Source organism: Arthrobacter sp. NamB2 (assembly GCF_005281365.1).
In the GTDB taxonomy this organism is placed as follows: Bacteria; Actinomycetota; Actinomycetes; order Actinomycetales; family Micrococcaceae; genus Arthrobacter_D.
In genome coordinates this window covers 231,704-252,590 of sequence record NZ_SZWI01000001.1, presented here as the reverse complement: position 1 = coordinate 252,590, position 20,887 = coordinate 231,704, and the positions used below count along the sequence as shown (strand labels likewise).

Genomic DNA, 20,887 nt, shown 5'->3' with positions numbered 1-20,887 from the left:
TTTATCGCCGCCCGGACCGCTGCCTATTCCCATTCGATGGTTCCCGGCGGCTTGCTCGTGACGTCGAGCACCACGCGGTTGACGCCGTCCACCTCGTTGGTGATCCGGTTGGAGATGCGGGCCAGCAGATCGTACGGGAGGCGTGACCAGTCGGCCGTCATGGCATCCTCGCTCGATACCGGGCGGAGGACGATCGGGTGCCCATAGGTGCGGCCGTCACCCTGCACGCCCACGCTGCGCACGTCCGCCAGCAGGACCACGGGCATCTGCCACACCTCGTTGTCGAGTCCGGCAGCCGTCAGCTCGGCACGGGCGATCGCGTCGGCCTTCCGGAGCAGCTCCAGGCGCTCCTCCGTCACCTCGCCGACGATGCGGATCCCCAGTCCCGGACCGGGGAACGGCTGGCGTCCCACGATCTCGGCAGGGAGCCCGAGCTGGGCCCCGACGGCTCGGACCTCGTCCTTGAAGAGGGTGCGGAGCGGCTCGACGAGCTCGAACTGGAGGTCCTCGGGCAGGCCGCCGACGTTGTGGTGGCTCTTGATGTTGGCGGCTCCTTCGCCGCCCCCGGACTCGACCACGTCGGGGTACAGGGTGCCCTGCACCAGGAAGCGGATGGGCTCGCCCTCCGCCTCGGCCTCGCGCATGATGGCGCGTTCCGCCTCCTCGAAGGCGCGGATGAACTCGCGTCCGATGATCTTGCGCTTCGTCTCCGGATCCGACACGCCGGCGAGCGCCTCGAGGAACCGCTTCTGCTCGTTGGCGACGTAGAGCCGGACGCCGGTCGCGGCCACGAAATCACGCTCGACCTGCTCGGCCTCGCCCTCGCGGAGCAATCCGTGGTCGACGAAGACACACGTGAGCTGGTCGCCGACGGCGCGCTGCACCAGTGCTGCCGCAACGGCGGAGTCGACGCCTCCGGAGAGTCCGCAGATGACGCGCGAGTCGCCGATCTGTTCACGGATGCGCTCCACCTGCTCCTCGAGGATGTTGCGGGTCGTCCAGTTCGGATCGAGCCGCGCGCCCCTGAAGAGGAAGTTCTCGATGACGGCCTGGCCGTGCTGGGAGTGCTTGACCTCGGGGTGCCACTGCACGCCGTAGAGGCCCTTCTCCTCGTTCGCGAAGGCTGCGACCGGCGCCCCTGCCGTGCTCGCGAGGACGTCGAAGCCCTCCGGCGCCGACTGCACGCTGTCGCCATGGCTCATCCAGGCGTTCTGCTGGTCGGGCGTGCCGCTCAGGATCGAGCGGGACCCGCCGTCGGAGCGCACGTCGGTGGAACCGTACTCCCTCAGGCCCGTCCTCGCGACGGTGCCGCCGAGCGCATTGGCCATGGCCTGGAAGCCGTAGCAGATGCCGAGCACCGGCACGCCTGCCTCGAACAGGTCCGCCTCGACCTTCGGGGCGCCTTCCGCGTAGACACTGGACGGGCCGCCCGAAAGGATGATCGCTGAAGGATTCTTAGCGAGGATCTCCTGCGTACTCAGCGTGTGCGGCACGATCTCGGAGTAGACATCGGCCTCGCGGACGCGGCGCGCGATCAACTGGGCGTACTGCGCGCCGTAATCCACGACGAGGACAGGGCGGTGTTCGGAACCGTTCTCGGGGGTAGTCACCTATCAACAATAGTCCGCGTGCACCGGCGTCGCACACCGGGATGACGGTCCACCGAGCAGTTGGAAGCCGTCCGTGACTACTCCCCGCCGGTCACGGGGGCATCAGTAGCGCGGCGCGGCCTCGGGGTGTGCCGTCAGGTCCTGCTCCGCCTGCCGGTGGACCCGCTTCTCGACGAAGAACGACAGCAGGGGCACCACGCCGCCGAGCGCGATCAGGACGAAGCGGCTGAACGGCCACCGCATGAACTGCCAGAGCCGGAAGTCGGCGATCAGGTACACGACGTAGAGCCAGCCGTGCACGATCAGCACCGCCGTCGAGAGGTTGAACCCGCCCGCCGTCTCGGCGACGACCTCGGGCAGGAACTGGATGGCTGCACCGCCGCCCGCGACGATCTCGGAGTCGAAGCCGTACTTGGCGACCATCTCGACGACGACGAGCAGGAGCATGACGCCCGTGGCATAGGCCAGCACCTTGTAGAACGCGAGCGCGGACCTGATCTGCCGGTGGGTTCCCCCGAAGCGCCGCTTCGGCGTGCCCTTCGATGGCGTAGGTCCAGGACCTCCGGTTGCTCCGCTTGCTCCGGTTGGTTCCAGGGTGGGCTCAGTCACTGTGCGCGCTTCTTTCGGTGTCGGACGTCGGGTCGGGTGACGCATGGGTGGACGGGCCGGCACCGGTGACGACGGCGGAGGCGTCGGGCCGTCGGTCGGCGCCCTCCGCCTGCGCTGCCTCGGCGGCATCGGCGGCGTCCTCGAGGGAGCGGCGGTAGTCGTCGGCAACCAGGCGCCACCACAGGAAGAAGGCGAAGCCGGCGAAGACGACCCACTCGATCGCGTAGAAGATGTTCAGCCAGTTGATCGGCGTCTCCTGCGGCTGCGGACCGACGACGACCTGCCGCATGCCCTCGGCGAAGGGGACGTCGGTACCGCCGACCGTCACCTCCGACGCGACGACGAAAGCGGAATAGGACTCGCGTTCCCACAGGTTGGTCAGTTCGGCAGTGGCCAGCGTGGGCACCTGCCCTTCCACGGGCCGCTGCACCTCGGGGGCTTCCGGTGGCAGGAGGCGACCGACGACGGAGGCCGGGCCCTGCTGTTCCTCGATCGCAGCGGCTTCATCGGCCTCCGGCACCCACCCGAGCACGACGGGGATGACGGCACCGCCGACGCCCGGTTCCGGGTCCCCGTCCGATCCCTCGACCGCGAAGGCCTCGACGACCCAGAGGCCGTCCTCGCCGTCGGACAACCGGTTCTGCACCAGGACCCTGGTGCCCGGCAGGAAACTGCCGTCCAGCGAGACCATCTGATCGGCAGTGCTCGAATACAGCGGAGTGAGGGGTTGCAGCACCTCGGTCAGCGGGCGGACGTTCTCGGTGGCACTCGGCGCAGGCGGCGGTGCGTCGCGGGAAGAGCTGAACTGCCACTGGCTGAGGAGCACGAAGACCGCGGCGATGGCCATGGCGAGGATCAGCATGAGGATCCATCGAGGCTTGAGCGCGGTCTTCAACACCCCTCAACGGTACTTCGTACGGCTGTAGAACAACGAATGCCCGCGGGCCTGATCGCTAGCGGCCGAGCCGGCGGAGGAGTGATTGGACTATGTCCGTCGCCCCGTCGCTAGTGGTCGAAGAACACCAGGGACGAGTTGATCAGCTCGGCGATGACCTCGGCGTCGTGCGCCCGGCGCAGCGACTCCCGGAAGTTCTCCTTGAACAGGCTCCGAGCGATCGTGGCCAGCACTTCGAGATGCTCCGAGAAGGATTGTGCCGGCGTGGCCATGAGGAGTACGAGCGTTGCCGGACCGTCCACGGCGCCGAAGTCGAGGCTGTGCCCGAACCGGGTGACACCGACCGCGATGGAGGTCTGGTTGACGTACTGGCTGCGGGCGTGCGGCAGGCCCACACCGCCAGGCAGTCCCGTCGCCATCTGGTGCTCGCGGGAATTGACCTGGTCGAGGAAGGCCTCCAGGTCCGAGATGCGCCCGGCCTCGTACATGCGTGAGGCGAGTTGCGCCGAGGCGTCCTCCTTGGAGGTCGCCTCCATCTCGAGGATCACGAGTTCGGGAGTGGTCAGTCCGGCGTCGTGCAGGTCAAGAGACAGGTCGCTCACAGTATGCCTTTCGGAACCATCAGTCGGTGGAGATGTACGGCGAGAGGACGACTTCCACGCGCTGGAACTCCTTGAGGTCCGAGTAGCCGGTGGTGGCCATCGCCCGCCGCAGCGCGCCGATGAGGTTCGACGTGCCATCCGTGTGGTGGGAGGGGCCCCACAGCACTTCCCGGAGCGGACCGACGGTGCCGATGTTCACCCTGTCGCCGCGTGGCAGTTCATGGTGGTGCGCCTCCTGGCCCCAGTGCCAGCCCTTGCCTGGTGCCTCCTCGGCACGGGCGAGCGCCGAACCGAGCATGACGGCGTCCGCGCCCATGGCGATCGCCTTCACGATGTCGCCACTGGCCCCCATGCCGCCGTCGGCGATGACGTGGACGTACCGGCCTCCGGATTCGTCCATGTAGTCGCGGCGGGCTCCGGCGACGTCGGCGATGGCGGAGGCGAGCGGCGAGTGGATACCGAGCGCTCGGCGCGTCGTGGTGGTCGCCCCGCCGCCGAAACCGACGAGCACACCGGCGGCACCGGTCCGCATGAGGTGGAGGGCGGGCGTGTAGCCGGCCGCACCGCCGACGATCACGGGGACGTCGAGTTCGTAGATGAACTTCTTCAGATCCAGCGGCTGCTCGTTCTTCGATACGTGCTCCGCGGAAACCGTCGTGCCGCGGATGACGAAGATGTCGACGCCCGCCGCGAGGACCGTCTTGTAGAACTGCTGGGTGCGCTGGGGCGTCAGGGCACCGGCGACGGTCACACCCGCCTCACGGATCTCGGCGAGGCGGCTCGTGATGAGGTCTGCCTGGATGGGTGCGTCGTAGAGCTCCTGCATGCGCCGGGTCGCTGCGGGGCTGAAGTTCTCGGTGCTCAGTCCCGCGATCTCGTCGAGGACGGGCTGTGGATCCTCGTAGCGGGTCCACAACCCCTCGAGGTTCAGTACACCGAGACCGCCGAGCCTGCCCATGGCGATGGCCGTGGCGGGTGACATCGCCGAGTCCATGGGGGCTGCGACGACGGGCATCTCGAACTGGTAGGCGTCGATCTGCCAGCCGACGGAGACGTCGAGCGGATCACGCGTGCGCCGCGAGGGCACCACCGCCACGTCGTCCAGCGAATATGCCCTGCGTCCGCGCTTGCTTCGGCCAATCTCGATCTCGTAAGTCACTGCTCTAGGTTAGCCCAGCGCGGCCCGCGGACGAGCGGCGCGTCATGCTGCGACGGGCACGCACCCGCCCGCTTCTGCGGGCGGGTGCGCCCTCGGTGCATCGTGCCGCGGTGTCCGGTCCGATTGCGGTACTAGCGCTTCAGCACGCGGGAGTGGAACCTGTCGGTCCGCTCGCGCAGTTCGCCCACCTGGCGGGCGACGACCGCAGCAGGGTCCGGCTGGATCTCGCTGGCGGGCGGCTCCCTGCGCACGTTCGCGGAGCAGATGAAATCGGCGCAGATCAGCGTACCGACCGTGTTGCCGTCGCGGCCCGACTGGCCGGCGCGGCGTGCGACCCACAGGAGGACGTCCTCCTTGGAGAATACGTCACGGCAGAGTTCGCACAGGACGGCCCGGTTCTTCCGTGCGCCGGACTCGGGTGCCCGGAGGAGGATGCCCGAGGGCCCCTGGTCGGTGGGCACCACGAGGTACCCCCGGAGCGGCATCTTCTCGTCACGCCAGCCGAGGAAGTCCAGGTTGTCCCAGTCGAGGGAGTCGAAGTTCCCCGGTGGGGTCAGTTTCGCCGCCTCGGAGCGCGTCGCGTTGATGAAGGATGAACGGATGTCCTTGATGGAAAGGGGGTGCATGGAGGAGCGCCTTAGCAGTTGGAGGATCGGGATGATCGGTCTCTGCCGGCTGGTGGCATGCGGGAACTACCGTGCCATGACGGGTATCGGTGTCGGTGACGCACAGGGCGTCCGACGCGGGGGTTCAGGAGTAGGAACGACCCGCCGCATGCTGGGGTGCCGGCCTGGCCGCGGGCGCACAGCAGGCCATCGAGGCCACCCCGCTCACCGTGGCACTTCGGGGCCAAGCGGTCCGCAGCATGCTCATCTGTCCTTGATCGTCGACGCTTCGTGCGGAGCCATCTTCGCAGAAACACCCGCCGGGGAGCAAAGCGTCCCACACCCCGCCATGAGCCCCTACACCTCGGGCAACTGGCTCTCGAACATCCGGTAGTAGCGACCCCGGAGCGCCACCAGCTCGGGGTGGGTGCCGGATTCGACGACGCGGCCGTTCTCCAGCATGTACACGATGTCCGCCTTCTCGATCGTGGCGAGCCGATGACTGATGGCGATGATCGTTCGGGAGCGGTCGGCGAACAGCCGCGTGAAGATCCGGTGCTCTGCGAGAGCGTCGATGGCCGACGTCGGCTCGTCCATGACGATGAAGGGAGCGTCCCGGTAGAAGTTGCGAGCCATCGCGAGGCGCTGCCACTGCCCGCCGGACAGGCCGCTGCCCTTCCGCCCGCGGGGGTCCTCCATCCAGTTGCTCACGTAGTTGTCGAAGCCGTTGGGCATCTTCTCGATGAACTCCACGGCCTCGGCGTCCTGCGCTGCCCGACGCACGCGGTCGTCGTCACGCGGGCGGTGCACGTCGCCGAAGTAGATGTTGTTCGCGGCCGTCGCGAACTCGTACCGCAGGAAGTCCTGTGACATGACGGCGAGGTACCGATGCCAGTCGTCGATGCTGATGTCCCGCAGGTCCCGCCCGTCCACCAGCACGCTTCCACTGCTGGGCTGGTACAGCCCCGCGAGGACCCGGATGAGCGTGGACTTACCCGCTCCGTTCTCCCCCACGATCGCCACGTGGGCCCCGCGCTCGAAGGACATCGAGATGCCCTTGAGCACCTCCGCCTCGCCGCCCGCATAGGTGAAGTGGATGTCGTGGAGCTCGACGACGGAGGGTGCCGCCTCGAGCCGCCCGACGGCCGCCGTCGAGAGGGGGAACTCCATGAACTGCTCGTAGTCCTTGAGGTTCGCCAGGTCCTCGTCGATGGAGCTGAGCGAGGACACGAGGTTGTTCGCGGTGCTGAGGGCCCGGCTGACGATCTGCTGGACGTAGAGGAACTGACCCACGGGCTGGGCCCGGGCGATGATCTGGCCGACGATCCAGACGAGCGCGAGCAGTTCCGCCCCGTACTGCAGAGCATCCGCGAGGAGCTGCTTGGGGATGTAGCGCTTCTGGAAGTCCAACCGCCGTTTCTCGTCGGCGTCGCGCAGGGTCGAGCGCAGGTCCATGAGGTGGCGGACGATGCCGTAGAGGCGCATCTCGGCGATGTGCTGCGGCTTCATCAGGTTGTTCTCGATCATGCGGCGCTGCCGGCGCGAGTCCACCTGCGTGTTCCAGTGGGCCATCTGCTCCCGGGACAGGCGGAACTGCAGGTAGACGCTGGGGATGATCGCCACCAGGACGATCAGCGCGATCCACCAGCTGACCAGGAGCAACGCGCCGATGGCGAGGACCACGGACACCAGTTGCGTGAAGATCGCCGCGATGCGGTCGAGGACCCTCGCGTAGGAGTCCGAGAAGCGGCGCGCCCGGTCGTAGAGATCCACCGTCTCCTTGTCGTCGTACCGCCAGAACTCGAGGGCGAGGAACCGCTCGTACATGCGGTCGCCCACGATGGCACCGACGCGGAAGCTCAGGACCTGCTGGATGTAGCGGTCGACGCTGGTGAACGCGCCCCAGAGCAACCCGAGCACGGCAGTGACGATCACGTAGGTGACCGCGGACCGGCCGGCGTCGGGGTCACCCGCGTAGGCGGCGGCGAGCGCCGTCGTCGTCAGGGACGCGAAATAGGTGGTGACCAGCGGCAGGACCGCCGAGATGAGCGAACCGGCGATCTTCATGGCGACGGCGCCGGGTGACGCCTTCGCACTGACGACCAGCACCTGCCCGACGGCACGCGCGTAGGGGGCGAGCCGGAGCTTCCGACGCGCGCCCGCTTCAGGCTGCGGCAGGCTGCTCATACGGCGCCGACCTGCTTTCCGTGGCCGACGCGGGCGGCCCGACGCGGCGCGGGGCTGCTACTTGGAGCCGTAGTTGGGTGCCTCGACCGTCATCTGGATGTCGTGCGGGTGCGACTCCTTGAGCCCGGCGGCCGTGATGCGGACGAACTTGCCCTTGGCCTTCAGCTCGGGGATGGTGCGCGCACCCGTGTAGAACATGGTCTGGCGCAGGCCACCGACGAGCTGGTAGGCCACCGAGGCGAGGGGGCCGCGGTAGGCGACCCTGCCCTCGATGCCTTCGGGGATCAGCTTGTCGTCGCCCGTGACGTCCGCCTGGAAGTAACGGTCCTTCGAATAGGAGGTGTTCTTGCCCCGCGTCTGCATGGCACCGAGCGAGCCCATGCCGCGGTAGGTCTTGAACTGCTTGCCGTTGACGAAGATCAGCTCGCCCGGGGCTTCGGCGGACCCGGCGAGGAGCGAACCGAGCATCACGGTGTCCGCTCCGGCCACGATCGCCTTGCCGATGTCGCCGGAGTACTGGAGGCCGCCGTCGGCGATCACGGGCACGCCTGCCGGGATGGCCGCCTTCGCCGACTCGTAGATGGCCGTGACCTGGGGGACGCCGACGCCGGCGACGACACGGGTGGTGCAGATGGAACCGGGACCGACGCCCACCTTGATGCCGTCGGCGCCGGCGTCGATCAGGGCCTGGGCACCCTCGCGGGTCGCAGCCTGGCCGCCGATGATGTCGACGTGCGCGGCCGACTTCTCCGCCTTCAGGCGCGCGATCATCTCGAGCACGCCCGCACTGTGGCCGTTCGCGGTGTCCACGAAGAGCGCGTCCACGCCGGCCTCGACGAGCGTCATGGCGCGCTCCCAGCCGTCCCCGAAGAACCCGATGGCGGCACCGACACGGAGGCGGCCGTCGTCGTCCTTCGTGGAGAGCGGGTACTGCTCGGCCTTGGTGAAGTCCTTCACGGTGATCAGGCCGCGCAGGATCCCCTCGTCGTCGACGAGCGGAAGCTTCTCGATCTTGTTCGACGCCAGGAGGTTGATGGCGTCGTCGCCGCTGATGCCCACCTTCCCGGTGACGAGCGGCATCTTCGTCATGACGTCGCGCACCAGCGTCCGCTGGAAGTCGCGCTCGAGGACGAAGCGGGTGTCGCGGTTCGTGACGATACCGAGGAGGTGACCGGTCTCATCGACGACCGGCAGGCCCGAGACGCGGTAGTGGCCGCACAGCTCGTCGAGCTCCCTGAGCGTGGCGTCGGGGCCGATGGTGAGCGGGTTCGTGATCATGCCGGACTCGCTGCGCTTCACCCGGTCCACCTGGTCTGCCTGGTCCTGGATGGACAGGTTGCGGTGGATGACCCCGAGGCCGCCCTGCCGGGCCATCGCGATCGCCATGCGGGACTCGGTGACCGTGTCCATCGCCGAGGAGAGCAGCGGCGTCCTCACGGTGATGCGCTTGGAGATGCGAGAGGAGGTGTCGGCCTCCGAGGGGATGACGTCGGTATGGCCGGGGAGCAGGAGCACGTCGTCGTACGTCAGGCCGATGAATCCGAAGGGGTCGTGGGTCTCGTTCTGGCCGGACTGCTGGCTCACTGCTGCGCCTCTTTCGGTGTCACCGGGTGGGGAAGGGGCCTTCGGCTCGGGTGCGCCGGCGGGCTCTTCCAGTCTAGAACGGATCGTGGAAGCGCCCTATTCCGGTGACTGTCCTCACGTCACCACCCGAGCGCCGCCTTCAGCCGCTCCTCGAAGACCGGGACGGTGGTCTCGACGTACGTCCTGCTCAGGTGGTCGCGGTCCATGTAGACGCGCACGTTCCCGACGATGCCGGAGCAGGTGCCCTCCGCGCACACCAGATCGGTCAGATCCAGGTGCTCGAGTCCCGGCATGCGATCAGCGACGGGTGCGAGGGGCGACGACGGCGCCAGCACGTCGGCCCTGGGGACATCGCAGACCGAGGGGTCCGCAGCGTGCCGTGCCGTGCACTCCGCCATGTCCTCGTCGAAGCGCGGGGTGTCCCGCAACCCGACCACGGGGATGCCCGCGTCGAGAAGCGGCTGGATGCCCGCTTCGAAGCCGGCGGGCACCTCCTCGTCCGGGGAGCTCCAGTCCGTGCGCGTGCTGACCGTCACGACGGCGTCGGGGTGGAGCTCCAGGGCGTAGTCCCCGACCGCGTCGTTGAACGCCTGGCACTCCGGGAACTCCGGCATCGGAGCGTCCACGAACCTGCAGTTCGGCTTGTGCACCGACACGGCCAGCCAGTTGTTCGCGGTCGCCATGGCCCCGATCGCCGTCATCCACATGTGCGAGTGGGAGTCCCCGAGAACCAGCACGGTGCGCTCCGCGGTCGCCTCGGTGCCCGTCTGCTCGCACGAGGACAGCTGCGGGTCGGCGGGCATGAGGGCGTCCGAGCACGGCCCGTCCACCGCGGCCCATTCGGCGCCGAGACTGCTGGCCAGCGGCTTCACGAGGGCGTCCTCAGCACCCTCGAACTCGAAGTCCGGATCCAGGGCGGCCGCACCAGGGTTGTCGGCCGGGGTTTGCTGCTCCACCGCGGCCTCCCGTGCCTGTACGCGGTACTCCCAACCGGTCAGGGGCACGGCCACGAGGGCGAGTGCGACCGCCGCGACCAGGCCCGTGCGCCGGCGCTTGACCGAGGGCCACAGCCAGGAGCGCACCGGCTCCTCGACGTACCGAGTGGTCAGCGCGGCGAGCACCAGTGAGGCGGCAATGACCAGGGCGCCGTCGACCAGGCCCGCCGCGTCCTGGTCCGCGACGATGAGCCAGATGATCAGGACCGGCCAGTGCCAGAGGTACAGCGCATAAGACGCTCCGCCCAGCCGTTGCAGGGGCACCGAGGACAGCCAACGGTCGACGCCAGCCGGGCTTCCCGTGCGACCGGCCACGATCACGGCCGCTGCAGCCAGGGTGGGCCACAGCGCGATGTAGCCCGGGAACTGCTGGTGCACCTGCAGGAGGACACCACAGGCCAGCATCATGCCCACACCGGCCCAGCCGAGGAGGATCCGGACCCGCGTCGGAAGCACCAGGTAGGGCAGGACGAGCGCCACGAGCGATCCGAGCGCGAACTCCCACAGCCGGGCACGCGTGTCGAAGTAGGCCGCGGCCTGGTGCTCACCGGTCTGCCACACGGAGAACCCGAGGGAGACCACGAATACCGCTCCGAACACAGCGACGAGGACGCGTCGTGGCCGAAGGCTCGTGACCGCGACGACGACGGCGCAGGCCGCGAACAGCAGCGGCCAGAGCAGGAACACCTGGCCCTGGATCGACAGGGACCAGAAGTGCTGCAGCGGACTGGCTCCGCTGTTGTCCAGTGCGTGGTAATCGACGGCGTTGCCGGCGAGTTCCCAGTTCTGCCGGTAGGTCAGCGACGCCCACGTCTGGTCGATGACGGACCGCCAGCGCGAATCGGGGACGACGGCCGCCGTCGCCGCAAGGACGGACAGGAGGACGACGACGGCGGCAGGGAGCAGCCGCTTGAGCAGTCCCAGCCAGTACGCCGGAAGGGCGAGCGGCTGGCCGGACTCGAGGCGTCGGGTGAACGTGACGGTGAGCAGGAACGCCGAGACGAGCAGGAAGACGTCGACCCCTCCCGACACGCGGCCGAGCCATACGTGATAGACGACCACCATGGCGACCGCGAGCGCCCGCAATCCCTGCACCTCGGGCCGGAAGGTGCGCTCACCCGACGGCTTCCGTACCGTTCGACCGGGCCGGCCCGGAGGGGACTGCAGGACGGAGACCACGCTGTTCCTCCTCGGGAGCCGGGTGATACTGGGCGGACGCAAACGTCCAGTTTACCGCTCCGCGGACGCCACGGACCGCCTGGGGCCGTCGGAGGAATAACCCGCGCGGCGCCCGACCACGTAGTCTTGGAGGAGTATGTCCCCGGAAAGCGGGGACCACGCGAATGGAATTGCCGGGTGGATGGCCTCGACGACGTACGTCTGACGGCCGCTGGCCCCGCTTCCCTCACCAACGAGAGAAACCTAATCTGTGAATAAAAGACCTGCCGCACTGAAAGCACCACGGGAACTGGCCAAGGGAGCCATGCGCATCGTCGCTCTCGGTGGCATCGGTGAGATCGGCAGAAACATGACCGTCTTCGAGTTCGACGGGAAGCTGCTGATCGTCGACTGCGGCGTCCTGTTCCCCGAGGAACACCAGCCCGGCGTCAACGTCATCCTGCCCGACTTCTCCTACATCCGGGACCGGCTCGACGACGTCGTCGCCGTGGTGCTCACGCACGGGCACGAGGACCACATCGGGGCCGTGCCGTATCTCCTCAAGGAGCGCGCGGACATCCCCCTGGTCGGCTCGAAGCTCACGCTCGCGTTCATCTCGGCCAAGCTGCAGGAACACCGCATCACCCCGAAGACCGTCCAGGTCAAGGAGGGCGACCGCCGCACCATGGGCGGCTTCGACCTCGAGTTCGTGGCGGTGAACCACTCGATCCCCGACAGCCTCGCCGTCGCCATCCGCACCGCGGCCGGCATGGTGCTGCACACCGGCGACTTCAAGATGGACCAGTTCCCGCTGGACCGCCGCATCACGGACCTCGGAGCGTTCGCCCGGCTCGGCGCCGAGGGCGTGGACCTCTTCCTCACCGACTCCACGAACGCGGACGTCCCCGGCTTCACGACGTCGGAGAAGGACCTCTCCCCCGCCATCGATGCCGTCTTCCGCACGGCGCCGCGCCGCATCATCGTCTCGAGCTTCGCCAGCCACATCCACCGCATCCAGCAGATCATCGACACCGCGCACCGGCACCGCCGCAAGGTGGCCTTCGTGGGCCGCTCCATGGTGCGCAACATGACGATCGCAGCGGATCTCGGCTACCTGAACATCCCGCAGGGCCTGCTCGTGGACTTCAAGAAGCTCGAGCGCAGCGACGACCACAAGGTCGTCCTGATCTGCACCGGGTCCCAGGGTGAGCCGATGGCCGCCCTGTCGCGCATGGCCAACAACGACCACGCGATCCGCATCACCGAGGGTGACACGGTCCTGCTGGCGAGCTCGCTCATCCCGGGCAACGAGAACGCCATCTACGGGATCATCAACGCGCTGACCGAGATCGGCGCCAACGTGGTCCACAAGGGCAACGCGAAGGTGCACGTCTCCGGACACGCCAGTGCGGGTGAGCTCGCGTACTGCTACAACATCGTCAAGCCCCGCAACGTCATGCCGGTCCACGGCGAGTGGCGCCACCTGCGGGCCAACTCGGAGATCGCCGTCGCCACCGGCGTCGATCCCCGCAACGTCGTCATCGCTCAGGACGGCGTGACAGTCGACCTCGTCCGCGGGCGCGCGACCCTCTCCGGCAAGGTGGAGGCCGGCCTGGTCTTCGTCGACGGCGACAGCGTCGGCGGAATCACGGAGGAGGACCTCCGCGAGCGCCGCCGGCTGGCGGAGGAGGGCGTGGTCACGGTCCTCGCGATCATCGATCCCGACAACGGCGAGATCGTCGAGGCTCCCGAGTTCTTCACCAAGGGCTTCTCCTGCTCGGACGAGGACCTCGACAAGGCAGGAGCCGCCGTCGAGAAGGCGCTGCGCGATTTCGCGTCGAACCGCCAGGGCGGACGCCGACAGGATCCGGAGGAGATCATCGAGCGGGCCACGGCCAACTGGATGCGCCGGTTCTACAACCGCCAGCCCGTCGTCACGGCGATCGTCGTCGACGCCTGACCGGACGCCCGACCTGTTGCACCGGTACTCCTCGGAGTACCGGGGCCTTCGTGCTCCCGACGGGCCGCGCCATGGATGGGACGGCCCGCCGAAGGACGGCCCCATAAGAAGCACCCCGGTAAAGAAGAAGCACCCCGGCTCCGAGGAACCGGGGTGCTTCCGTGACACGGGTCGGACCGGAGCCCGGATGTCCTAGTGCGAGTGACCGTGGCCCTCGTCGTCGGACTCTTCCGGCTTCTCGACCACGAGGGTTTCCGTGGTGAGCACCAGCGCCGCGATGGAGGCGGCATTGCGCAGAGCGGAACGCGTGACCTTCACCGGGTCGATGATGCCGGCGTCCACGAGGTTCTCGTACTCGCCCGTGGCGGCGTTGAAGCCGTGACCCACCTCGAGGTCCGAGACCTTGGAGACGACGACGTAGCCCTCGTGGCCCGCGTTCTCGGCGATCCAGCGCAGCGGCTGGGCGATCGCGCGGCGGACGAGGCCGACGGCGGTCGCCGCGTCGCCTTCGAGGGCCAGGACGTCGGCGTCGGTGTCCAGCGCCTTGCCTGCGTGGACCAGGGCGGTACCGCCACCGGCCACGATGCCCTCTTCGAGAGCGGCACGCGTCGAGGACACGGCGTCCTCGATGCGGTGCTTCTTCTCCTTGAGCTCGACCTCGGTGGCCGCGCCGACCTTGATGACGCCGATGCCGCCGGCAAGCTTCGCCAGGCGCTCCTGAAGCTTCTCACGGTCCCAGTCGGAGTCGGTGCGCTCGACCTCGGCGCGGATCTGCGCCACGCGATCGGCGACGTCGGACTCACTGCCCGTGCCGTCGACGATGGTGGTCGCATCCTTCGTGACCGTGATGCGACGGGCGGAGCCCAGCACCTCGAGTCCGACCTGGTCCAGCTTCAGACCGAGGTCGGGCGAGACGACCTGCGCACCCGTAAGGGTCGCGATGTCCTGCATCATGGCCTTGCGGCGGTCACCGAAGCCCGGCGCCTTGACGGCGACGACGTTGAGCGTGCCGCGGATCTTGTTCACCACGAGTGTCGAGAGCGCTTCGCCCTCGATGTCCTCGGCGATGATGAACAGCGGCTTGCCGGCCTGCAGCGCCTTCTCCAGCAGCGGCAGGAATTCCTGCAGCGAGGAGATCTTGCCCGAGTTGATCAGGATGAGCGCGTCCTCGAGGACGGCCTCCTGGCGCTCGGCATCGGTGACGAAGTAGGGCGAGAGGTAGCCCTTGTCGAACTGCATACCCTCCGTGAGGACGAGTTCGGTCTGCGTGGTCGAGGACTCCTCGATGGTGATCACACCATCCTTGCCGACCTTCTCGAACGCCTCGGCGAGGAGGTCTCCGACCTCGGTGCTCTGGGCGGAGATGGAGGCGACGTTGGCGGTCTGCTGGCCGACGACCTCGCGGGCGTTCTCGAGCAGGCGCTTGGCGACCGCCTCGACCGACACCTCGATGCCGTGCTTGAGCTGACCTGGTGCGGCTCCGGCGGCCACGTTGCGGAGGCCCTCCTTGACGAGTGCCTGCGCCAACACGGTAGCCGTGGTGGTTCCGTCACCGGCGACGTCGTTGGTCTTGGTGGCGACCTCCTTGGCGAGCTGCGCGCCGAGGTTCTCGTAGGGGTCGTCGAGCTCGACCTCGCGGGCGATCGTCACGCCGTCGTTCGTGATGGTGGGGGCGCCCCACTTCTTGTCGAGCACGACGTTGCGTCCGCGGGGGCCCAGCGTCACCTTGACGGTGTTCGCGAGCTTGTCCACGCCGGCCTCGAGGGCACGGCGGGCGGCGTCGTTGAATTCCAACTGCTTTGCCATTGTTGGTTCCTTTCAGGCTTGTGCAGCGAGAAAAACCCCGGCCACTGCGGGCCGGGGCTTTTCCAGTCGGGGTACTACTTGACGACGACTGCGAGGACGTCGCGGGCGGAGAGCACCAGGTACTCCTGGCCGCCGTGCTTGACTTCGGTTCCGCCGTACTTCGAGTAGATGACGATGTCGCCTTCGGCAACGTCGACGGGGACGCGGTTGCCGTTGTCGTCGACGCGACCCGGTCCAACTGCTACAACTTCGCCCTCCTGGGGCTTTTCCTTGGCCGTGTCCGGGATGACGAGGCCGGAAGCAGTGGTCTGCTCGGCTTCGAGCGGGCGGACAACGATGCGATCCTCAAGAGGCTTAATAGAGACCGACACTCGGGCTCTCCTTTGCGTTCGATACCAATGGAATGTAGGCCGTCGGGCTGGGCGTGAACCGTCGTCGCGGTGCCGGCGAACGCTTCCCTCGGGATTAGCACCCACATCGAGTGAGTGCCAACTCCGACTGTATGCAACGGCTAGCACTCGGTCAAGGCGAGTGCCAGCCTTCGTTCCACGCGTACCCGCAGGTGACTGAGGTCACGTTGATTACGTTACGGATCGTTTGCGTAATTCGTGGGCCGCCGCTTAGATTCGAAGAGGTAAGGCACTCCTTACTTCAACGACATCCGGCCTTCCCGGCCCTTCCCTCCGGAGTTCACCCCATGGCACATGTGCGCCTCGCCGTCCTCTCCGCCGCCGCCGCGGCTACCCTGGCCCTCACCGCGTGCGGTGGATCCTCCGAAGCGGCCGACGAGCCGGCAGCGGCCTCGACCGTCGTCGAGGTCGCTCACGCCCAGGGCACCACGGAGGTTCCGGTGGACCCCGAGACCGTCTTCACCTTCGACCTCGGCGCCCTCGACACCCTGGACGCGCTCGGCGTGGAGGTGGCCGGCGTTCCCCAGGGAACCCTGCCTGCGCAGTTGTCGGACTACGAGGGTGGCGACATCACGAACATCGGGTCGATGAAGGAGCCGGACTTCGAGGCGATCGCCGCTGCCGCCCCTGACCTGATCATCATCTCGGGCCGCGTTGCGGACTCGTACGACGAACTCTCGGAGATCGCACCGACGATCGACCTCAGCGTCGACGCGGCCGATCCGATCGCCAGCTTCACCGAGCACACGGAGTCCCTCGGCCGTATCTTCGGCGCCGAGGACGCAGTGGCCGAGCGCCTCGCGGCCCTCGACACCAAGATCAGCGAGACGAAGGAAGCCGCGGCGTCCGCAGGGAACGGTCTGATCCTGCTGACCAGCGCCGGTGAAGTCACCGCCTACGGCGCCGGGTCACGCTTCGGCCTGATCCACGACGTCCTCGGTGTCGCGCCCGCCGCCGACGTCAAGGCCGAGGGAACGCACGGAGAAGCTGTGTCCTTCGAGTACGTCGCCGAGATCAACCCCGCCCACCTGTTCGTCATCGACCGTGACGCCGCGGTCGGCGAGGCCGGAGCCGCGGGCTCGGCCGTCCTCGACAACGAGCTCGTGAACGGGACGGACGCCGCGAAGAACGACGCGATCACCTACCTCGACTCCGCGAGCTGGTACCTCATCGGTTACGGGCTGAACAACCTCGACGCCATGGTGTCCGCCGTCAACGAGGCCGTCACGGCCTAGGACCCCTCCGCCTCGGAGCCCGCGCCTCCTTTCATGGCAACGCTCTCCCTCCGGTCGCGACGATCGGTACAGCAGCACGGTTCCACCCGCACGTCGGCCCTCTGGCCGGCCGGTGGAGCCGTGCTGCTGCTTGCCTTCGTGAGCCTGTTCGTCGGAGTCTCGGACATCTCCCCGGCGGACCTGCTGGCAGGAGATGCCGGAGTCTGGCAGACCTTCCTCGTGAGCCGGGTTCCACGCACCCTGGCTCTCATCCTCGCGGGAGTGGCCCTGAGTATCGCCGGATTCGTCATGCAGCTCATGGCCCGCAACCGGTTCGTCGAGCCCTCGACCGTCGGGACGGTCGAATCGGCCACGGCAGGCATCCTCGTGGCCACGCTGTTCCTTCCCGCCGCCCCGATCGTGGTGAAGATGCTCATCGCGGCGCTGTTCGCCATGGCAGGCACCGCGCTGTTCCTCTCCGTCCTGCGGCGGATCCCGCTGCGCAACACGCTCATCGTGCCCCTCGTGGGCATCATGCTCGGTGGTGTCATCGCGGCCGTCACCACATTCTTCGCCTACCGGTTCGATCTGCTGCAGACCCTCAACACGTGGATGATCGGGGACTTCTCGGGGCTCATCCGCGGCCGGTACGAGCTGCTGTGGATCGTGGCCGCGCTCGCCGTGGTCGGCTACGTGTGCGCCGACCGGTTCACCGTTGCCGGCATGGGCGAGGAGTTCACGACGAACCTCGGGCTGAACTACCGCAGCACCATGAATCTGGGCCTCGTCCTGGTCAGCCTGATCAGCGCAGTCGTGGTGGTCGTCGTCGGCGCCATCCCGTTCCTCGGCCTGATCGTGCCGAACCTCGTGTCCCTCCTGATCGGGGACAACGTCCGTCGGGCCGTGCCCTGGATCGCGATCTTCGGAGCCGGTTTCGTGCTGGCCTGCGACATCCTGGGCCGGGTCATCCGCTTCCCGTACGAAGTGCCGGTCGGCGTCATCGTCTCCGTCGTCGGGAGCGCACTGTTCATCACCCTGCTCCTGAGGAGGACCGCCGGTGCGCGCTAGGACCAGCGCCCTGCCCACCGCCGTCGTGCAGTCCGGGAGGACGCCGATGGGATCGCTGCCCCCCGCAGCCTGGATCGTGGTGCTCGGCGTCACCGCGGCGGCGCTCATCGCGGCGTTCCTGCTGATGGGTCTCGAGGGCAACCTCGGCTATGTCCTGCCCCGGAGGCTCAACCGTGTGGGAGCCATGGTGCTCGTCGCCGTCGCCGTCGGCGTGTCCACCGTCCTGTTCCAGACCGTGACGGGGAACCGGATCCTGACGCCTTCCATCATGGGACTGGATGCGCTGTACATCCTCATCCAGACCGTGCTGGCCTTCTCCCTCGGCGCGCAGACCCTCCTGACGCTCGGGGCGCCGGTGCGTTTCATCATCGAAGTCGGCCTCATGGTGGCCTTCTCCTGGCTGCTGTACCGCTGGCTCTTCACGGGTGGCGGGCGCAGCCTCCACCTGCTGCTGCTGGTCGGCATCGTGTTCGGCGTGTTCTTCCGCGGAGTGTCGTCGCTGCTGCAGCGACTGATGGATCCGAGCGAGTACATCATCCTGCAGGACCTGTTCTTCGCGAGCTTCAACCGGGTGGAACCGGCCCTGCTGCTCATCTCCGCGGTCGCCGTCGCCGCACTCTGCCTTCCCGCCTGGCGCCTCCGTCACCGCCTCGACGTCCTGGCCCTCGGCCGCGACACCGCGGTCGGGCTCGGCGTCGACCACCGGCGCACCGTGACGCTCGTCCTGGTCATCTGTTCGGTGCTGGTCGCCGTCTCCACCGCCCTCGTGGGTCCGGCGACGTTCTTCGGGCTCCTCGTGTCGGCACTCGCGTACCAGCTGTGCAACCAGTTCCGCCATGCCATGGTGCTTCCCATCGCCGTCCTGCTGGGTGTGATCGCCCTCGTGGGTGGCCAGCTCGTCCTCGAGCAGGTCTTCGCTTTCGACACCGCGCTGAGCATCGTCATCGAGTTCACCGGCGGGATCGTGTTCCTCGCCCTCCTCCTGAAAGGTCGTGTCCGGTGATCACCATCGACCACGCCAGCAAGCGCTACGGCACCACCACGGTGGTGGATGACGTCAGCTGCACCATCCCGCGCGGTGGTGTCACCTCGATCATCGGACCGAACGGCGCGGGCAAGTCCACACTGCTCTCCATGATGAGCCGGCTGCTTCCCCTGGACGCCGGCACGGTCGAGGTCAACGGTCTCGATGTCAGCACGACGCCGGGGCCGACGCTCGCACGGACCCTCTCCATCCTGCGGCAGGAGAACCAGCTGACGGTCCGGCTCTCCGTCCGCGACCTCGTCGGATTCGGGCGGTTCCCCCACAACAACGGGCGGCCCACCGTCGTCGACCGCGAGCACATCGATCGGGCGCTCGACTATCTCGATCTCACGCACCTGGCGGACCGCTTCGTCGACGAGCTCTCGGGCGGGCAGCGCCAGCGCGCCTTCATCGCCATGGTCCTCGCACAGGACACGGACTACATCCTGCTCGACGAGCCACTCAACAACCTCGACATGAAGCACTCCGTGGACATGATGCGACTGCTCCGCCGGCTCGCCGACGACCTCGGGAAGACCGTGGTGCTCGTCATCCACGACATCAACTTCGCGTCCTGCTACTCCGACTCGATCGTCGCGATGCGCGACGGAGCCCTCATCCACCAGGGCACGCCGGAGGAGATCATGACGCCGGAGGTGCTGCACGACGTGTACGACGTCGAGATCCAGGTGGAGCACATCCGCGGCAACAGGATCGGCGTCTACTTCGCCTAGGCTGGCTGCATGGCTTCGGACAACATCGCGGACATCCTGACCTCCGAAGGCTGGGAGCTCCTCAACTCGCTCGGCCCCTACTCCGAGGCCGACAGCCTGAGGCTCACCGGGCAGCTGCGCAAGGCCGGTTACTCCCCCGAGGTGGTCGCGGCGGCCCTCACGCAGTCACGGCTCCGCGCGAAGGCGTCGGCCAAGTTCGGCCCCTTCGCTGCCCACATGATCTTCACGGCCGCCGGCCTCGAACAGGCAACGCGCCTGTCCGTCGCGGCGCGCCATGCCCAGCGGTTCGTGGACGCGGGACTCCTGAAGGTCGCCGACCTCGGCTGCGGGCTCGGTGCCGACAGCATGGCCCTGGCCACCCTCGACCGCGAGGTGACGTCCGTCGAGCTGGACGAGACCACTGCCGCCGCCGCGACGATGAACCTGCTCCCCTTCCCCAACGCGCGCGTCGTCAATGCCGATGCATCCTCCGTGGACACCGCGGAGTTCGACGGCGTGTGGCTCGACCCGGCACGCAGGACGACGACGACGTCGGGCACGTCGCGCCTCTTCGATCCGGAAGCCTTCTCACCCCCGTTGTCCTTCGTCCAGGAGCTCGCCGACAGCGGGAAGCCCGTCGGCGTCAAGATGGGACCTGGGATGCCGCACGAGTCCATTCCCGCGACCTGCGAGGCGCAGTGGGTCTCGGTGGATGGCGACGTCACAGAGGTGGCTCTCTGGTTCAACGCGCTCCGCCGGGACGGAGTCCGGCGCGCGGCGCTCACCCTCGGTCCGCAGGGCGCCGCGGAGATGGTGTCCGGCGCGGAGTTCGGCGAGGGACCGATCGCGGCGATCGGCGAGCCCGCCGGCTACCTCTACGAGCCCGACGGCGCCGTCATCCGCGCCGAGCTCGTGGCCGACCTCGCGGCCCGGCTCGGTGGTCACCTGCTCGACCCGATGATCGCGTACATCTGCGCGCCAACACTGACGGACACACCCTTCGCCCGCGCCTACCGCGTGCTCGAGGTACGTCCCTACAGCGTCAAGGCGCTCAAGGCCTGGGTCCGCTCCGAGGGCATCGGCGTGCTCGACATCAAGAAGCGCGGCACGTCCGTCACCCCCGAGGAGGTCCGCAAGCAGCTGCTGACCAGTTCGGGAAAGGGCCGTAAGAAGGCCACCCTCGTACTGACGCGCATCGGGGACGAGCGCGTGGCGATCGTCGTCGAGCCGGTTCCGGCTGCGTAGGCGGAAGAGCACCGCCTCCCGGACCACACACTTCCCCTCCCGC

The 20,887-nt window shown here is 68.0% G+C and carries 17 protein-coding genes; 6 read left to right on the top strand and 11 right to left on the bottom strand.

Annotated features, from left to right (window positions below):
• Nucleotides 1–23 precede the first annotated feature (23 nt).
• The 9 genes from guaA to FDK12_RS01165 all read right to left on the bottom strand — a co-directional run bounded on the left by guaA (nt 24) and on the right by FDK12_RS01165 (nt 11,425).
• Entirely contained in the window at nt 24–1,610 is a 1,587-nt protein-coding gene (gene guaA, locus FDK12_RS01205; protein WP_137367859.1) for a glutamine-hydrolyzing GMP synthase, read from the bottom strand.
• A 102-nt stretch (nt 1,611–1,712) separates the two neighbouring features.
• Nucleotides 1,713–2,219: a DUF3817 domain-containing protein gene (locus FDK12_RS01200; RefSeq protein ID WP_223263009.1), complete on the bottom strand. Its 507-nt coding sequence runs from the start codon at nt 2,217–2,219 to the stop codon at nt 1,713–1,715.
• Nucleotides 2,212–3,117 carry an SURF1 family protein gene (locus FDK12_RS01195; RefSeq protein ID WP_223263008.1) on the bottom strand — a complete coding sequence of 302 codons (906 nt, stop codon included), beginning with the start codon at nt 3,115–3,117 and terminating at the stop codon, nt 2,212–2,214. Before FDK12_RS01195 ends, FDK12_RS01200 begins: the two co-directional genes overlap by 8 nt.
• A gap of 107 nt (nt 3,118–3,224) precedes the next feature.
• Nucleotides 3,225–3,716 (bottom strand): PTS sugar transporter subunit IIA, encoded by a 492-nt coding sequence (locus FDK12_RS01190; protein ID WP_223263007.1) that lies wholly within the window; start codon nt 3,714–3,716, stop codon nt 3,225–3,227.
• A 19-nt stretch (nt 3,717–3,735) separates the two neighbouring features.
• Entirely contained in the window at nt 3,736–4,875 is a 1,140-nt protein-coding gene (locus FDK12_RS01185; RefSeq protein ID WP_137367856.1) for a GuaB3 family IMP dehydrogenase-related protein, read from the bottom strand.
• A gap of 131 nt (nt 4,876–5,006) precedes the next feature.
• Nucleotides 5,007–5,501, bottom strand: coding sequence for an FBP domain-containing protein (locus FDK12_RS01180; RefSeq protein ID WP_137367855.1), 495 nt, complete (start codon nt 5,499–5,501; stop codon nt 5,007–5,009).
• Between the two features lie 336 nt (nt 5,502–5,837).
• Nucleotides 5,838–7,667 carry an ABC transporter ATP-binding protein gene (locus FDK12_RS01175; RefSeq protein ID WP_137367854.1) on the bottom strand — a complete coding sequence of 610 codons (1,830 nt, stop codon included), beginning with the start codon at nt 7,665–7,667 and terminating at the stop codon, nt 5,838–5,840.
• A 57-nt stretch (nt 7,668–7,724) separates the two neighbouring features.
• Nucleotides 7,725–9,251 (bottom strand): IMP dehydrogenase, encoded by a 1,527-nt coding sequence (gene guaB / locus FDK12_RS01170; protein ID WP_137367853.1) that lies wholly within the window; start codon nt 9,249–9,251, stop codon nt 7,725–7,727.
• A gap of 119 nt (nt 9,252–9,370) precedes the next feature.
• A complete protein-coding gene (locus tag FDK12_RS01165) occupies nt 9,371–11,425 on the bottom strand; it encodes an acyltransferase family protein (RefSeq protein ID WP_223263006.1) in 2,055 nt (684 codons plus the stop codon).
• Nucleotides 11,426–11,729: 304 nt separating this feature from the next.
• On the opposite strand from FDK12_RS01165, the gene FDK12_RS01160 reads away from it, so the two are divergent.
• Nucleotides 11,730–13,364, top strand: a complete 1,635-nt coding sequence (locus FDK12_RS01160; RefSeq protein ID WP_137367852.1) for a ribonuclease J — start codon at nt 11,730–11,732, stop codon at nt 13,362–13,364.
• A 192-nt stretch (nt 13,365–13,556) separates the two neighbouring features.
• Here FDK12_RS01160 and groL read toward each other — a convergent pair whose 3' ends face one another.
• A complete protein-coding gene (gene groL / locus FDK12_RS01155) occupies nt 13,557–15,170 on the bottom strand; it encodes a chaperonin GroEL (protein WP_137367851.1) in 1,614 nt (537 codons plus the stop codon).
• A 74-nt stretch (nt 15,171–15,244) separates the two neighbouring features.
• Nucleotides 15,245–15,541, bottom strand: coding sequence for a co-chaperone GroES (gene groES / locus FDK12_RS01150; protein WP_055768411.1), 297 nt, complete (start codon nt 15,539–15,541; stop codon nt 15,245–15,247).
• A 326-nt stretch (nt 15,542–15,867) separates the two neighbouring features.
• Between groES and FDK12_RS01145 the strand changes: the two genes are divergently transcribed.
• The 5 genes from FDK12_RS01145 to FDK12_RS01125 are packed head-to-tail and all read left to right on the top strand — an operon-like array spanning nt 15,868 to nt 20,844.
• Nucleotides 15,868–16,815 (top strand): siderophore ABC transporter substrate-binding protein, encoded by a 948-nt coding sequence (locus FDK12_RS01145; RefSeq protein ID WP_137367850.1) that lies wholly within the window; start codon nt 15,868–15,870, stop codon nt 16,813–16,815.
• 33 nt (nt 16,816–16,848) lie between these two features.
• Nucleotides 16,849–17,862: an ABC transporter permease gene (locus tag FDK12_RS01140; protein WP_137367849.1), complete on the top strand. Its 1,014-nt coding sequence runs from the start codon at nt 16,849–16,851 to the stop codon at nt 17,860–17,862.
• 46 nt (nt 17,863–17,908) lie between these two features.
• Nucleotides 17,909–18,865: an iron chelate uptake ABC transporter family permease subunit gene (locus tag FDK12_RS01135; protein ID WP_137368238.1), complete on the top strand. Its 957-nt coding sequence runs from the start codon at nt 17,909–17,911 to the stop codon at nt 18,863–18,865.
• On the top strand, nt 18,862–19,620 hold the full coding sequence (locus FDK12_RS01130; protein WP_137367848.1) for an ABC transporter ATP-binding protein: 759 nt from the start codon (nt 18,862–18,864) through the stop codon (nt 19,618–19,620). Before FDK12_RS01135 ends, FDK12_RS01130 begins: the two co-directional genes overlap by 4 nt.
• 9 nt (nt 19,621–19,629) lie before the next feature.
• Nucleotides 19,630–20,844, top strand: a complete 1,215-nt coding sequence (locus tag FDK12_RS01125; protein WP_137367847.1) for a class I SAM-dependent methyltransferase — start codon at nt 19,630–19,632, stop codon at nt 20,842–20,844.
• Nucleotides 20,845–20,887 lie beyond the last annotated feature (43 nt).